General features: G+C 37.3%; 10 protein-coding genes and 1 pseudogene. 6 read left to right on the top strand and 5 right to left on the bottom strand.

Features of this window, described 5'->3' with window-relative positions; genetic code table 11:
- Positions 1–41: 41 nt before the first annotated feature.
- Positions 42–919 (bottom strand): annotated as a pseudogene (locus FNW07_RS07595) (pirin family protein).
- Between the two features lie 185 nt (positions 920–1,104).
- The gene (locus FNW07_RS07590; RefSeq protein ID WP_126742891.1) at positions 1,105–1,746 is read right to left on the bottom strand and encodes a ferritin-like domain-containing protein; all 642 of its coding nucleotides are present in this window, start codon (positions 1,744–1,746) and stop codon (positions 1,105–1,107) included.
- Positions 1,747–1,950: 204 nt separating this feature from the next.
- Here FNW07_RS07590 and pyrR point away from each other — a divergent pair, with 204 nt between their 5' ends.
- The 6 genes from pyrR (at position 1,951) to FNW07_RS07560 (ending at position 6,369) form a co-directional block, all read left to right on the top strand.
- Positions 1,951–2,496 carry a bifunctional pyr operon transcriptional regulator/uracil phosphoribosyltransferase PyrR gene (gene pyrR, locus FNW07_RS07585; protein WP_126742890.1) on the top strand — a complete coding sequence of 182 codons (546 nt, stop codon included), beginning with the start codon at positions 1,951–1,953 and terminating at the stop codon, positions 2,494–2,496.
- A gap of 2 nt (positions 2,497–2,498) precedes the next feature.
- The gene (locus FNW07_RS07580; RefSeq protein ID WP_126742889.1) at positions 2,499–3,425 is read left to right on the top strand and encodes an aspartate carbamoyltransferase catalytic subunit; all 927 of its coding nucleotides are present in this window, start codon (positions 2,499–2,501) and stop codon (positions 3,423–3,425) included.
- A gap of 26 nt (positions 3,426–3,451) precedes the next feature.
- Positions 3,452–3,784, top strand: coding sequence for a ribonuclease Z (locus FNW07_RS07575; RefSeq protein ID WP_126742888.1), 333 nt, complete (start codon positions 3,452–3,454; stop codon positions 3,782–3,784).
- A gap of 233 nt (positions 3,785–4,017) precedes the next feature.
- The gene (locus FNW07_RS07570; RefSeq protein WP_126742887.1) at positions 4,018–4,923 is read left to right on the top strand and encodes a ribonuclease Z; all 906 of its coding nucleotides are present in this window, start codon (positions 4,018–4,020) and stop codon (positions 4,921–4,923) included.
- 12 nt (positions 4,924–4,935) lie between these two features.
- The gene (pdxH, locus tag FNW07_RS07565) at positions 4,936–5,580 is read left to right on the top strand and encodes a pyridoxamine 5'-phosphate oxidase (RefSeq protein WP_126742886.1); all 645 of its coding nucleotides are present in this window, start codon (positions 4,936–4,938) and stop codon (positions 5,578–5,580) included.
- 294 nt (positions 5,581–5,874) lie between these two features.
- Positions 5,875–6,369: a CAP domain-containing protein gene (locus tag FNW07_RS07560; protein ID WP_126742885.1), complete on the top strand. Its 495-nt coding sequence runs from the start codon at positions 5,875–5,877 to the stop codon at positions 6,367–6,369.
- A 212-nt stretch (positions 6,370–6,581) separates the two neighbouring features.
- Here the strand turns inward: FNW07_RS07560 and FNW07_RS07555 are convergent, their stop codons facing one another.
- Genes FNW07_RS07555 through FNW07_RS07545 form a run of 3 tightly spaced genes read right to left on the bottom strand, consistent with a single transcriptional unit; the run spans position 6,582 to position 15,747 of the window.
- Positions 6,582–8,516, bottom strand: coding sequence for an OmpA family protein (locus tag FNW07_RS07555; protein WP_126742884.1), 1,935 nt, complete (start codon positions 8,514–8,516; stop codon positions 6,582–6,584).
- 13 nt (positions 8,517–8,529) lie between these two features.
- Entirely contained in the window at positions 8,530–9,441 is a 912-nt protein-coding gene (locus tag FNW07_RS07550; protein WP_126742883.1) for a type IX secretion system membrane protein PorP/SprF, read from the bottom strand.
- Between the two features lie 60 nt (positions 9,442–9,501).
- A complete protein-coding gene (locus FNW07_RS07545) occupies positions 9,502–15,747 on the bottom strand; it encodes a gliding motility-associated C-terminal domain-containing protein (RefSeq protein ID WP_158626830.1) in 6,246 nt (2,081 codons plus the stop codon).
- Between the last annotated feature and the right edge of the window lie 636 nt (positions 15,748–16,383).

Here is a 16,383-nt window from a genome sequence, read left to right as displayed (position 1 = left end):
CCAATTCCTGAACGCCGTTTACTCATTGTAGGGTTGTATGATTAATCTTCGAGATGACCAAATTTCCCCGCACTGACATCATTCATGGCATCAATAATTTCCTCACGGGTATTCATTACAAATGGGCCGTGTGCGAAAATAGGTTCGTTAATCGGTTCTCCGCTCAAAATTAAAACAATGCTGTTTTCTAATGCTTCGATAGCGAAATCTTCTCCCTTGTTTTCGAATAAACCAAAATGATCGGTCGGAATCACTTCATTATTATTTACTTTAATGCTTCCTTCAATAATCAATAGTGCGGTGTTGTAATTTGAGGGAAAGGTAAAGAAAGCTTTACCTCCTTTGTTCAATTTTGCATTCTGAAGATTTACCGGAGTAAATGTAGAAGCGGCTCCTTTGGTCCCTTTATAATTTCCGGCAATGACCTCTATAATTCCCGCATTATCAGGAAGCTCATATTTGCTGATTTGCTCATTCGTAATTCCCTGGTATTTGGGTGTCGACATTTTATCCTTTGCAGGCAAATTCACCCACAGTTGTACCATTTGAAATTCACCACCAGTTTTACTGAATTCTTCTTCGTGGTATTCTTTGTGTAACACTCCCGAGGCTGCTGTCATCCATTGCACATCGCCTTCACCAATAATTCCGCCACCTCCGGCACTGTCATGATGGGCAACTTTTCCTTTGTAGGCAATAGTTACAGTTTCAAATCCTCTGTGCGGATGAACCCCGACGCCTTTTGGGATTTTAGAGGCGGAAAATGATATTTGGAATTGTAATCCAGCATAATAAAAGGGCTCATCCGTTCCATATCCAAATGATATCCGCTGGGAATAAAATTATGTACTCTAAAACCATCCCCCACGAAATGCGGCGTTTGAGGCGCTGCTATTAATTCAATATTTTTTGTTGCCATGATCTTTACTTTTAAAGTATTATACAAAGTTAAATCATGATGACTACATAAGTACTTAATTTAGATTAAGAAATGAGAACGGCAATAGTCCGATTGGCAATAAAATGTTTTCAAAATAGGAATATTAAAAAACTCCCGGGACTATGGGAGTTTTTTGTATAATAGAAATAATGGCTTGATCACCCTTATTTATTTTTATCAGCAGCATCGATATTAATATGTGCCAAGGCAATTTCAGTAAGTTTACCATCAGCATTTTTCTCTTCTTCTAAAGTCAATAGCAATAATCTCGAGACATCATCCTCATCCAATGCTGTTGCAAAGGCATACAGAGTTCCGTAAGTGGCTATTTCATAATGCTCTATTTTCTGGGAAGCTGCAATGATTCCAGCATCTCTAACGGATCCAATCGCTGTTTCATCCATAATATCTTGACCTTCTTCTATCAACCCTTCCATTGCGTCACATTTTTTTCCAACAGCTTTTTTTCCCAATAACTTAAAAATTTCTTCTAAGCGGGTAATTTGCGTATTTGTCTCTTCCAAATGGTTTTCAATTGCTTTTTTCAAATCAGGAGAGGTGGCATTTTTAACCATTTTAGGTAAGGCTTTAGTCAAGGCTTTTTCTGCCCAGAAAATATCTTTTAGACTATCCTCAAATAAATTAGAGAGGGTTTTTACTGGTTTTTTTGAAGAATCTGCTTTCGACTTTACAACTTTAGGAGATCTAGCTTTGGTAGTTTTAGCTTTTGTTGCCTTAGTAGATTTAGTATTTGTACTTTTAGCCTTTGTAGCTGGTGTGACTGTTTTTTTTGTTGGAGTTTCCATAAGAATAGTTTTTTCGGTGATTAATTATATATTAAAGTTAGCTTAAAAAAACCAATTGTTGTTGTAGAATTTTTTGAAACTGTTGTATAATTTTGAATTTCATTATAAAATTTCTAGTAATTTTAATCACTTAAATTCTCATCTGATAATTTATAATTCCTAACTATAATTCCTATATTTGTATTCCAAACACAAAACCTCATTATGAGTCAAAAAATATTGCTTACATCAAAGGAAGTCAATATCATTCTGCATCGTTTGGCCTGTCAGTTAATTGAAAAACATCTTGATTTTTCAAACACGATCTTAATAGGAATTCAGCCTCGGGGAACTTTTCTCGCAGAACGTTTAAAAAACATCTTAGAAAACGATTATCAAGTTCCAAATATTGCATTGGGTTATCTGGATATCACTTTCTTTAGAGACGATTTTCGCCGAACGGATAAACCGTTGGAGGCAAATAAAACCCAAATCAATTTTTTGGTAGAAAATAAAAAAGTCATCTTCATTGATGATGTTTTATATACGGGTAGAAGCATCAGGGCCGCATTAACCGCGATTCAGTCCTTTGGAAGACCTTCGGGAATTGAACTTCTGACATTGATAGACCGACGTTTCAGTCGGGATTTACCGATACAGCCCGATTATCGAGGCCGTCAGGTAGATGCCATAAATAATGAGAAAGTAAAAGTAAGCTGGGCAGAGAAGAATGGGGAAGATGGCGTTTTTTTAATCAATAACAATCAGTAGAAATGAGCGAATTAAGCGTAAATCATTTATTAGGCATAAAATATATCACCAAAAAAGATATTGACCTTATTTTTGAAACGGCCGATCATTTTAAAGAAGTTATCAACCGCCCGATCAAAAAAGTCCCGACACTTCGGGACATTACCATTGCCAATATATTTTTTGAAAACAGTACCCGAACAAAGCTTTCTTTTGAATTAGCACAAAAAAGACTTTCGGCAGATGTCATCAGTTTTTCTGCAGCTCAGTCTTCCGTTAAGAAGGGGGAAACGTTAATTGATACCGTAAACAACATACTTTCCATGAAAGTAGATATGGTGGTCATGCGCCACAGCAATCCGGGTGCGGCTCATTTCCTATCAAAAAATGTGAAAGCCAGTATTGTAAATGCAGGAGATGGAGCACATGAGCATCCGACCCAGGCATTGCTGGACAGTTATTCTATCAGGGAAAAATTAGGAGATGTAGTCGGTAAAAAAGTAGTGATTGTTGGAGATGTATTGCACTCCAGAGTAGCACTTTCAAATATCTATGCCTTACAGATGCAAGGTGCGGAAGTCAAGGTGTGCGGACCCAAAACCCTTATTCCAAGATATATTGAATCGCTTGGAGTAACGGTTGAGCCCAATTTGCGCAAAGCCTTAGAATGGTGTGATGTAGCGAATATGCTTCGGGTGCAGAATGAACGTATGGATGTGAATTTTTTTCCATCAACACGGGAATATGCGCAACAGTACGGAGTGGACAAAGCATTACTGGATTCCTTGGATAAAGAAATCGTTATCATGCATCCGGGACCAATCAACAGAGGGGTCGAAATTACATCCGATGTTGCCGATTCACAACAATCCGTGATTTTAAATCAGGTGGAAAATGGGGTAGCAGTCAGAATGGCTGTGATTTATTTACTGGCCTCCAAAATTCAATAAATAGTACTGAAATAAATTCAGCATAAATGAAAGTAGATAGTAAAGGACATACAACAGTTATTAAAGATACCGAGGGGAACATTGTTTTATTTTTGGATAAAATAATTGGTCAATATGCCAGTTTTAAGGACGTAAACCTGATTTTGGATATTACCCATGATAAAACGGTCGATATTAAAAGTATCAAGGCTTTTTTGGATTTATCTAAAAAACATAAAAAAGGAAAAAAATCTTTCATAATGGTCGCTGAAAAAATCGATTTTAATGACGTTCCTACGGCCATGTCGGTGGTTCCAACACTTTTGGAAGCACACGATATGATTGAGATGGAAGAAATAGAACGTGATTTAGGGTTTTAATTTAAGTATCAATGGATTTCTATAAAAACAAAAAAAATCTGTACATTTTAAAATGGGTGATATTAGTAGGTGCCACTTTTCTTTTATGCTTAAATATTTATAGTTCCCTTTATTTTGGCAAAATAAATTATTTAGGAATTTTTTCAAATACCTGCCTGATCATAGCCATGATATTTTCTTTAAGAAGAAAATAATCTTTAATATAGATACGAATAACAAAAACTGTAAATACGTTGAATCTAACCATATTAGGTTGCTATGCAGCAACGCCCCGAACCTTTACCAATCCGACTTCGCAGGTCTTGGATATCAGGAACAGATTATTTCTGATTGATTGCGGAGAAGGGACACAAGTGCAGCTGCGTAAAAATAAAATACGTTTTTCAAAAATCAACCATATTTTTATTTCGCATTTACACGGTGATCATTTTTATGGTTTAGTGGGTTTGGTTTCCACCTTCATGTTGCTGAACCGTACTCAGGACTTACATATTTATGGCCCAAAAGGCATCAAAGAGGTGATTACACTGCAATTACGGTTAGCGAATTCCTGGGCAGAATATGGCCTGTTTTTTCATGAATTAGAATCGGCAGTAAGCGAGGTGATTTATGAGGATGACAAAGTATTGGTAAAAACCATTCCGTTGAAACACCGGATTTATACTAATGGTTTTTTGTTCCAAGAAAAAATTGGTGACAGAAAACTGAATTTTGAAGCGGTTCAGAATTATGAAATTGACAAGTGTTATTTTCAAAATATAAAAAACGGAAAAAATATTACGTTAGAGGACGGCAGGGTCATTGAAAATAAAAAGCTGACATTCGATCCCATTGCGCCGAAAAGCTATGCCTTTTGCTCCGATACATTATATGATGAAAGTATTGTTCCGATAATTAAAGATGTTGATGTTTTGTATCATGAGGCTACTTTTTTGCAATCTGAAGTTCATTTATCAGGTAAAACGATGCATTCTACTGCGAAGGAAGCCGCGACAATCGCTTTAAAAGCCAATGTCAAACAATTGATCCTGGGGCATTACTCTACCCGATATGAAAGCATTAATCTTTTCAAAGAAGAAGCAGAGACTATTTTCACGGAGGTGTTATTAGCAGATGACGGTAAAACATTTGAATTTTAAATAAACGAAGAAATGGAAGATCTGAGCCACTACAGGAAATCGTATGAAAAAAACGAACTTCTCGAAACCAATATTCCGGAAGATCCCATAAACCTTTTCAACAGATGGTTTCGCGAAGTCGAAAGCATGGAAAGCGAAGGTGAAGTTAATGCGATGACTGTGGCAACGATTGGTCTAGATGGCTTTCCAAAATCGAGAGTGGTGTTATTAAAACAATTCACCTATGAGGGATTTATATTTTATACCAATTATGAATCAGAAAAGGGTAGGGCTATCAGTAATAATCCTAATATTTGCCTGTCGTTTTTTTGGCATGCAGCCGAACGTCAGGTAATTATTAAAGGAATTGCTGAAAAAACTGCGGAAAACATTTCGGATGGCTATTTTGAATCCCGTCCTGAGGGCAGTAAATTGGGCGCCATAGTTTCTCATCAAAGTGAGGTGATTCCTTCGCGGGCCATATTGGAAGAAAACCTAAAAAAGTTGGAAATAGATTTTGTAGGAAAAGAAATTCCGAGACCAAAATATTGGGGAGGTTTTTTGGTAAAACCTGTTGAAGTAGAGTTTTGGCAAGGACGTCCTAACAGGTTGCATGATAGGATTCGATTCCAGTTACAAGATGATTTTTCATGGAAAATAGACCGTCTCTCACCATAGTACGATAAAAACGTAACCATTTAAAAACCAATAATTTACAATTACACGACCACTTCGCTAGGGGTCGTTTTTTTTTGGTCCAAACTTTTTTAACTATCTAACACTTAAGTTTTTAACTATGATAAATTAATTAATTGTAAGAAATTTATCGATTAAAAGAAAAAAAAGATGTAGTTAATCGATTTTTTTTGGTTGTTCGTCGATAAGGTGGTAATATTGACGTAACAAATTTAAACAGAACTTATTTATAATCAAGCAAGTATGTTTAAAGTAATAGTTAAAAAAAATCGTACTATGAGAGTAAAATTCTTAAAAGCCTTAGCACCACTTGTACTTGTATTTACACTTTTTTCCTGTTCTCCATCTTCTGATGATGCTGCCGTAACAGAAACACAAGTAATGAATTATAATTACAATGCTGATGAAACGGAATTAGCCAGAATAATTAACGAATATAGAGTTAGCATTGGACTAAATGAACTTATAATGGTAAATCATATCTCTTATAAGTCAGAAGAGCACAATGAATACATGATTGAAAACAATGTGGTTGACCATGCCTATTTTCAGGAGCGTTCCGACAATATTATCCATGTACTTGGAGCAGTTACTGTAAATGAAAATGTGGCTTATAATTTTATGACACCACAATCCGCTTTAAGCGCCTGGTTAAACAGCCCTGGACATAAAGCAAATATAGAGGGGAATTCTACTCATTTCGGGATTTCAGTTACAACCAGCCCAACAACCGGGAAGAAGTACTACACCAATATATTTATGAAGAAATAAAGATGAAGTTTATATTGTTTTGTTTGTTAAAAGAACTACTCTTCGGGGTAGTTTTTTTTATACTTAATGTTTAGATAGATTAGAAGTCAACGCAATAACCAATCACAGATAATCGTTTTTTGGAGATTGACACCGTCAGTATATAAAAAAACCTGTCCGATTATGGACAGGTTTTTGTACATACTTTATTTAACTGTTGACTTAATAATTTCTTATAAGGCTGTGATAATAAATTGGCTACGTCTGTTTAATTGATGGTCTTCTTCAGAACATTCAACATTATCAGCACATTTATTGAACAGTTCTCTTTCGCCATAACCTTTACCGGTCAGACGATCTTTTTTCACGCCATTTTTGATTAACCATTCCATTGTGGAGTTGGCTCTGTTTCCGGATAGTTTATCATTGTATTCGAAAGAACCGCGGCTATCAGTATGAGAACGGACATCAATTTTCATATTTGGATATTCTTTCATTACATCCAATATTTTTTCGAGTTCGTAGGCCGCATCCGTACGGATATCCCATTTGTCGAAATCAAAGTAAATCATTTTGATACCGAAAGCTTTAGCAAGGTCATCACCCACAGTTACCGGTTTCACTTTTTTCTCCAACTGGATTGGTAAATCTGTTTTTCCGGTTACATTTGAAATTGTGATTTTTTGCTCCTTGGTTTCATATGCTTCTTTTTCTCCACGAACATAATAGGTCATTTCACACTCCACTTCAAACTCGTAATGTCCTTTATCGTCTGCTTTTACTTCTTTAATTAAAGTAAATTTATCATCAAATAAAGTAACCTTTGAGTCAGGTAATATTTCTGAAGTTTCCAGATCCGTAACAATTCCGGATAAAGCCTGTTCGCAATTCAATTTTCGGGTTTCAAGAAATTTGTAAATATCATCGTATCCTTGTCCGCCCACACGGTTGGAAGACAAAAAGCCTTTCCGTGTTTTGACATCAATCAGATACCCAAAATCATCCTTAGGGGAATTGGCAGGCTCGCCGATATTTTTTACTTTTCTGTACGAACCGTCTTTTGCAATTTGTGATGCGAAAATATCCAAACCACCAAGTCCGGGATGTCCGTCGGAGGCAAAGTAGAGTTCATTTTCGTTACTGACATAAGGAAAGGTTTCTTTTCCTTCCGTATTAATCGGAAAACCTAAATTTTCAGGAACTCCGTAGCTACCATCTTCGTTTATTTTCACCTTAAAGATATCAGATTGCCCCAATGTTCCAGGCATATCGGAAGCAAAATAAAGCGTCTTTTCATCAGGGCTTAACGCAGGATGAGCCACACTGTAATTGTTACTGTTGAAAGGCAACTCCACTTCGTTGTCCCATTCTTTATTAACCAAGGTGGCTTTGTATATTTTTAACATCACTACTCTGTTGGCATCTTTTCCTTTTTTTCCATTGTTGAAATTATTTCGGGTAAAATAAACCGTTTGTCCATCTTTTGTAAAAACAGGGGTAGCTTCGTGAAACTTGGTGTTTATTTTTCTTGCGAATTTTTTAACTGGCCCAAGTACAGTGTCAGCACTTATCTCCGAAGAATACATATTCGTGAAATACTGATTAGTCCACTTGTCTTTTATCTTAAATAAACTTCCAGTGTCGCGAGCGGATGTAAAAACAAGTTGGTTTCCAGAAAAAGAACTTCCATAATCGGAATATTTTGAATTTACGCCAGCATCTTCGATATTATATCGACCAGAATTAGCTTTTATTTCCGCTAAGTAATTTCTGTTCTGGCTGAAAAGCTTTCCCCGCAAATCATTCCCCGATTTTTGGTTGAACAATACCAACATTTCATCGGCCTTAGCATATTCCCCAATTGATTTTAGGGATTGGGAATATCTGTAATAGTATTCCGGTTCTACATCTTGGGTCATCGCAAATAATTCACCATACCACTTGGCTGCTTTATCCAATTCGGCATTGAAATAATAAGCATTTCCCAATTTTTGGAACATCTCCACGGATTTATATCCTTTTGCAGCTATACGCTCATACGTTTTGATGGCATCAACATAAGCATAACGCTCATATTTTTTGTCTGCTCTTTCTACTGCGGCTTTTTGTGCATAACCATTAGCTAAAACACCCAAAAGCATTACATAAATTATTAATTTACTTTTCATAATATTTAGTGTTTTAGAAGAATCTAGGTGATACAATTTTGTCGTAATTATTGAACAGCTCATAGCGTAAAAATATTTCATGTGATCCTGAATTATAGTTTTCTAATTTGGTAGTCTCTAAATCATAACCATATCCTATAAATAGGCCGTCGGTCACTTGGAAACCCACCATGGCACTCACCGCAGCACTCCATCTGTAGGCTCCACCGATTACAAATCTCTCATTGATTAAAAAATTTCCTGATACGTCCACCTGTAGGGGAGCGCCCTCGACTAATTTAGTAAGTAAGGATGGTTTGAATTTAAGGCTAGGAGACAAATCAAACACATGACCAGCAATGAAATAGTAGTTTATTTTTTCTTTAAAAATAGCAGCCTCATTGTCATCATAACGATTGGATTCTATGAAATTAGGCACGGAAAGCCCAATATAAGTTTTATCGGAATGTAGATAAAGACCTGCACCAATGTTTGGTGAAAACTCATTATTCAAATCTTGAAATTGTGGATCTCCTTGTTGTGCGGGAGTCAGTTCAGAAGTGTCAAGATTGAATAGATTTGCGGTCCCTTTTATACCAAAAGACATTTTCCAAACCTCGGATGTTCTGATGGTATAGGACAAATCTACAGAAATAGCATTCTCGTTTGTAGGTCCAATTCTATCATTCAGAAATGAAACTCCTAGCCCCAGATTAGAATTATTTAAAGGTGTATGGACAGATACGGCATTAGTAACCGGCGCCCCATCTAATCCCACCCATTGAGTACGGTGAAGTCCAAATATACTCAAAGCTCCTCTCGATCCCGCATAAGCCGGATTGATATTTATTGTGTTATACATGTATTGTGTAAATTGAGCATCCTGTTGAGCAAAACTTACAGTTCCAGTAAACATCAAAACGAAAAATAGTATTCTTGTTCTCATTTAGTTTAGGTTTTTAAACCTGAGGGTTGCTAGGCCCTCAGGAGTTAGATTTGAGTTTGTTTATCTTGAAAGATATAAATATTTGGATTCTTTTATAGTGGTACCTTCTGTAGTTGTGTATAGTAATACATAAAAGTAGGTTCCCGTTGGCAGTTCTTCAGCTTGACTAACGGTTGATCTTCCTTCAGAGATTCCTCGGAACGCTTTGGTATTATTATCGTATCCATCTACTTCATATACTAAAACTCCCCATCGATTATATATTTCTACTCTATTAGTAGGCCAACATATTACGTCCTCAATATTATCAATTTGAAACCACTCGTTTAATCCATCATTATTAGGTGAGAAAGCGTTGTGTACTTTTATATTTCCACAATCCAAAACAATACAATCCTCATTGATACTCATATTTACCTGTATTTTTCTAGGACAAGCTGAATCTTCCATGTCAATTTGGTACTCTAAGATATAACTTCCAATCGGAATTCCAAATGGAGAGAAGATTCCGTCATTATCACCATGTAGACCTCCAGAGCTATTATTGTCAACCCAAATCCCTAATCCGGCATATTCTGCAGGTATAAAATTGTCTAAATCGATAGTAGCAGAATCACCATTACAAGCTTGTTGTGGTATTTCAATTAAGCTATCCTGAATTTCCACGTTGATTTTTTGCGTTACGGTAGTTATATTTCCGCAATTGTCAGTGGCAGTCCAGGTTCTGATAATCACATAACCTTCGGCAGTAACATCAATAGGAGTTTCAGGTGAAATTGGACCATCCACTATTACAATACTTGAGCAATTATCAGTGAAAACTAAATCTGGAATAGGAGGAATGTTGTTACACTGCACAGTTATTTCAGATTCGAGCGGAGTTCCATAAACTGGTGCAAGATTATCCATTACGGTAATGGTTTGTGTCTGATTGGCAGCACTATTGCCACAACTATCAGCGAGTGTCCAAACTCTGGTTACTGTAAAGGAACCTTCACATTGTCCTGGAGTAATGGAATCTACATAGGAAGCCTGAATATCTACAGAACAATTGTCAACTTCATTAAGTACATCACCCGTTACATCAACGCCAATATTGTAATTACAAGTAGCGTCAGTGTAAACCGTCATATCGGCTGGTACTGTAAATGTAGGAGCTATATTATCCATAACTGTAATGGTCTGGATTTGATCAGGAGCAGCATTACCACAATTATCAACAAGTGACCAGGTTCTGGTAATTGTATACGAGCCCATACATTCCCCGGCAACAATTGTATCGTTGTAGGTAGCCTGAATTCCAGGAGAACAATTATCTAATTCATCTGTCACATCACCAGTTATTGCAATTGAAGCATCGTAATTACAAGTAGCATCAGTATATACAGTCATATTCTGTGGTATGGCAAATGTCGGTAATGAATTATCCATAACATGGATAGTTTGAACCTGATCCGGTGCAGCGTTACCACAATTGTCAATTAATGACCATGTTCTTGTTATATCAAATCCTTGGCATCCACTTTGAGTGATGACATCTACATAAGTAGCCTGAATTCCACTAGAGCAATTGTCTGCCTCATCGATTACGTCGCCTGTAGCAGCAACAGAAGCATCATAATTGCAATTTTCTGCAGTAATTATTGTAATTTCTGCTGGCGCCTTGAATGTTGGAGCCAGGTTGTCAAGAATTGTAATGGTCTGTACTTGATTCAGAGCAGGATTACCACAGTTATCAATAAGCGACCATGTTCGGGTAATCACTTGTGATCCCTGACAAGATCCCGGAGCAATTGCATCTACATAAGTTGCCTGAAGACCAGTTGAGCAGTTATCAACTTCATTAATTACATCGCCAGTATTGGCTACGGCTATATCGTATGCACAATTTGCATCCGTGTTAATGGTTAAATCAGCTGGCGCAGAAAACGTCGGAACCATATTATCTATGATAGTTATAGTCTGTACTTGGTTTGGAGCTGCATTTCCACAGCTGTCCACTAATGACCAGGTTCTGGTTATGATAAACGATCCGGAACATTGGCCTGGGACAATTGCATCTACATAAGTAGCCTGAAGTCCTGTAGAACAATTATCACCTTCGTTGGTAACATCTCCAACCATTGCTACTGATGCATCGTAATTACAATTCGCATCTGTCGAGACTGTAATATTAGCGGGAGCAGTAAACGTAGGCAATATATTATCCAAAACGGTAATAGTCTGGGTCTGATTGGCGGCTGCATTTCCACAGCTGTCAACTAATGACCAAGTGCGTGTTATGGTATAAGAACCTAGACATTGCCCTGGTACAACAGTATCTACATAAGTAGCCTGAAGTCCGTTAGAACAAGTGTCACTTTCATTTATAACATCTCCTGTTACTGCAACTGATGCATCATAACTACATGCTGCATCTGAATAAAGCGTTATGTTTGCCGGTATAGTGAAGACAGGAGGAGTTGTATCCTGAATTGTAAATACCCCAGTTGATGAGGAATTATTTCCGCAGGCATCAGTTGCTGTAAAGATTACAGAAGCTGAGCCTGAAAGTCCACAAGTATTTGTTAGAGTACTATAATTATTAGTCCATGATATTACACTACAATCATCGGAAGCAGTAGCTCCACCTTGTGAAGCTAACCAAGCCTGAAAAGCTTGTGCATTGCCTTGTCCATCACATTGTACAGTAAGGTTATTGGCTGGAGTGACAATAGTTGGTGCCATTAAATCATTAACACTAAAGGTTGCTGATGTTGTTGAAAAATTCCCACAGGCATCAGTAGCTTTGAATATAACAGTTATGGCGGCTGAACAATCATTTGATATACTTGAATAATTATTTGTCCATGTTACAGCACCGCATAAATCTGTGGCAACACTTCCTCCATTACTGGCTAACCAATTTGCTATAGCTCCCTGATTACCTTGTCCATCACATTGAACAGTAATATTGTTTGCAGCTGTTACAATGACTGGTGCCGTCGTATCTACAGTTCTGATTAAGTTTTGTGTTACATTGATTTTATTATTACAAGCATCAGTTACACTGTAAGTTCTGATTGTAGTTTCGGTACATCCAATTAAAACCGGAGCGCTGTCGCTAACAAAGACAACTACTGGAGTGCTGCAATTATCTGCTTCATTAGTCACTACAGCAACATTCGGAGCAGGAAAACTTCCGTTGCAACCTGTTAAGGTAATTGCAGCGGGATTAGTAGCGGTAGGATATGTTGTGTCAACAGTTCTGACCAAGTTTTGTGTCACATCGACCTTATTGTTACAGGCGTCGGTAACTCTATACGTTCTAACTGTTGTTTCCGTACATCCAACTAAATTTGGAGCACTGTCATTTACAAAAGTTACAATAGGTGCACTACAGTTATCTGCTTCGTCTGTTACCACTGAAACATTAGGAGCTGGGAAAGTCCCATTACATCCCGTTAAGGTAATAGCAGCGGGATTCGACGCCGTAGGTGATGCAGTATCCACAGTTCTGATTAAGTTTTGTGTTACGGGGATTGAATTACCGCAAGCGTCAGTTACGCTATAAGTTCTAATAATAGTTTCGGTGCAGCCCACTAGATTCGGGCCACTTTCGCTTACAAAAGCAACAAGAGGTGTGCCACAGTTATCCGCTTCATTTGTAACCACTGACACATTCGGTGCAGGAAAATTACCATTGCAACCCGTTAAGGTAATGGCAGCTGGATTCGATGCAGTAGGTGATGTTGTATCTACAGTTCTAATCAAGTTTTGTGTTACATTGATTTTATTATTACAAGCATCAGTAACACTATACGTTCTGATAGTTGTTTCTGTACAACCAACTAATACTGCCGCACTGTCACTTACAAAAGCTACTATTGGCGTGCCACAATTATCAGTTTCGTTTGTCACAACTGAGATATCCGCAGCGGGAAAACTTCCGTTACAACCTGTTAAGGTCATGGAAGCAGGATTCGATGCAGTAGGCGGGGTTGTATCTACTGTTCTGATTAAGTTTTGTGTCACATTGATTATATTGTTGCAGGCATCCGTTACACTATACGTTCTGATAGTTGTTTCAGTACAGCCAACTAATACAGGAGCACTGTCATTTACAAATGCTACTATTGGTATGCCACAATTATCAGCTTCGTTTGTCACAACTGAGATATCCGCAGCGGGGAAACTTCCGTTACAACCCGTTAACGTAAAAGTTGCAGGATTTGATGCAGTAGGTGGGGTTGTATCAAGTGTTCTGATTAAATTTTGTGTCACAGTGATTTTATTGTTACAGGCATCGGTTACACTGAAAGATCTGATAGTTGTTTCATTACAACCAACTAATACAGGTGTGCTGTCATTTACAAATGCTACTACTGGTGTGCCGCAATTATCCGCTTCATCTGTCACAACTGAGATATCCGCAGCGGGAAAACTTCCGTTACAACCTGTTAAGGTAATGGCAGCAGGATTCGATGCAGTAGGCGGAGTTGTATCGACTGTTCTGATTAAGTTTTGGGTCACAGTGATCTTATTGTTACAGGCGTCAGTTACACTATATGATCTGATAGTTGTTTCAGTGCAACCGACTAATGCAGGAGCACTGTCATTTACAAATGCTACTACTGGTGCGCCGCAATTATCCGCTTCATTTGTCACAACTGAGATGTCCGCAGCGGGAAAACTTCCGTTACAACCCGTTAAGGTAATGGCAGCGGGATTGGATGCAGTAGGCGGAGTTGTATCAACTGTTCTGATTAAGTTTTGTGTCACATTGATCTTATTATTACAGGCATCTGTTACGCTGAAAGTTCTGATTGTTGTTTCAGTACAACCAACTAATACCGGAGCACTGTCATTTACAAATGCTACTATTGGTGTACCACAATTATCAGCTTCATTTGTCACTACTGAAATATCCGCTGCTGGAAAACTTGCGTTGCACCCTGTTAGGATAATAGCAGCAGGATTTGATGCTGTAGGCGGAGTTGTATCAACTGTTCTGATTAAGTTCTGAGTTACATTTATACTGTTGTTGCAGGCATCTGTAACTTTATAAGTTCTAATAATGGTTTCTATACAGCCTACAATACTTGGAGCACTGTCGCCTACATAGGTGACCACGGGTGTTCCCACATTATCGGCTTCATCAGTTACTACTAAAATATCCGGTGAAGGAAAAGTCCCATTACATCCGGTAAGAGTAATTGGTGCAGGATTTGAAGCAGTTGGCGGAGAGGCATCGCCACCCGCAACTACATATGTAGCGGTTTTTATACATCCAACAGAATCAGTTACAGTTACTGTATATGATCCCGCAGCCAATCCACTGATATCTTGTGTCGTTGCTCCATTAGTCCAGGAATACGTGTAACCTGAAGTTCCTCCACTAACGAACAGATCAATGGCGCCATTATTAGAAGCATTACATCCCAGAGCCGTTATTGAAGCTGAAAGCGCCAGGGCCGGGTTTATTGTAACCGTTTGCGTTTGGGTACCGACTAAATGAGTCGGCAAATTTGAATCAGTCACTGTCAATGTAACCGTATATGGCCCACCCGATGAAGGGTACACATGGACGGGATCGGCTACATTGGATGTGGTTCCATCTCCAAAATTCCATAAATAAGAAATATATGGCAGAATTCCTCCATTGGAAAATTCGTTAAAGGTCACTGTCGTTTGATTGCCTACAGTACATTGGGTATATTCGAATTGAACTGCTAATGGCGAGGCAATAAGTGTTGAAACAGGCTTATCACATTGTGATTTACTGTAAGTACTACAATCATAGGGGGTCCATTCCTGCATTGTGCCACTAGTTCTGTAAACCACTAAAATCCTATTGAGCGACAATTCATCACCACAGACCCAATTGAATGGTCCATAAATAAGACGCTGGCCTGATCCAGGGGTTATAGTTCCCAGATTAACATTAATGGGGGTTGTAGTCGGTACATTATTATGCTTGATATAAATATCTGCAAAAACACGCGCATTCTCAACATTACTATTGGAATTAGAGGTATAATTCAACATAATATACATAGGCTGTGTAGTTCCTGGTACGCAAGTAGTATTGGTTAATGGAACTCCATTTACGTTCGTTAAACTCAAAAACACCTGGTTTAATGTGTAATTATTTGCACTACAATTGTAATAGTCTACATAATAATTGGGCGCAGAACCGCATAATCTTAAATCGGGCTGGTCGGCGGTGAATTGAGAAAAGGAAACAGTTGTGTAAAACATCAGGGTAAGGAACAGTAAAATTTGGGTGATGTTTAATTTCTGCAATGAATAGGTATTATTTTTCATAAACATTACTTATTTAGTTAATGAGATAGATTTGTTTTTTTAACGGCGGGAGGTATTGTTTTTCCATATTATAAATTATTTAATTATTAATTTTTTAACTAATATTTTGTAATTAATTAAAAAGTATATTTTTGTTAATAAGTCATTTCTTCTACTAAATTAATTACATTGATTCAATAAAATTCTTTTATTCTGCAAATAACTTAAATACTCGTTAAAGTGACATTTCTTACTAAAAAACCCAATAAAAGGTTTACAAATTCCCATAAAATAGTGATAATATATTGTTAATAAATGTTTGATTTACAATAGTATATATCGAAATATACTTGAAAGCAAACTTGCATAGCATTTGCATGATATTTTTACCAGGGACATAATCGACTAAGGGTATTTTTTCATAGACTAACAACATTAGTTCAACATTTAAAGTAAGATTTTTAATATAAAAAATTGTTAATAAGATTTAGTTTACTTTATATCTTCTTTACGAATATTGCATAAAAACAGTTAATTTTTACATAATGCAGGATTTAGCAACAATAAGTCAGGGGAGAGCCAAGAATGATAAATTACTTCATAAAATATTTCTCACTTTCAATAATGCAATAAATTGTACGGAAAAGACCGCAAAGA

Origin of the sequence: Flavobacterium sp. GT3R68, from assembly GCF_007109225.1 — a bacterium.
In the GTDB taxonomy this organism is placed as follows: domain Bacteria; phylum Bacteroidota; class Bacteroidia; order Flavobacteriales; family Flavobacteriaceae; genus Flavobacterium.
Note: the sequence above shows the minus strand (reverse complement) of the source record. Positions and strands in the feature narration are given on the sequence as shown.

Coding starts and splice junctions, on each gene's coding strand:
- FNW07_RS07590 (WP_126742891.1), bottom strand. CDS start 1,746: ATGGAAACTCCAACAAAAAAAACAGTCACACCAGCTACAAAGGCTAAA.
- pyrR (WP_126742890.1), top strand. CDS start 1,951: ATGAGTCAAAAAATATTGCTTACATCAAAGGAAGTCAATATCATTCTG.
- FNW07_RS07580 (WP_126742889.1), top strand. CDS start 2,499: ATGAGCGAATTAAGCGTAAATCATTTATTAGGCATAAAATATATCACC.
- FNW07_RS07575 (WP_126742888.1), top strand. CDS start 3,452: ATGAAAGTAGATAGTAAAGGACATACAACAGTTATTAAAGATACCGAG.
- pdxH (WP_126742886.1), top strand. CDS start 4,936: ATGGAAGATCTGAGCCACTACAGGAAATCGTATGAAAAAAACGAACTT.
- FNW07_RS07560 (WP_126742885.1), top strand. CDS start 5,875: ATGAGAGTAAAATTCTTAAAAGCCTTAGCACCACTTGTACTTGTATTT.
- FNW07_RS07555 (WP_126742884.1), bottom strand. CDS start 8,516: ATGAAAAGTAAATTAATAATTTATGTAATGCTTTTGGGTGTTTTAGCT.
- FNW07_RS07550 (WP_126742883.1), bottom strand. CDS start 9,441: ATGAGAACAAGAATACTATTTTTCGTTTTGATGTTTACTGGAACTGTA.
- FNW07_RS07545 (WP_158626830.1), bottom strand. CDS start 15,747: ATGAAAAATAATACCTATTCATTGCAGAAATTAAACATCACCCAAATT.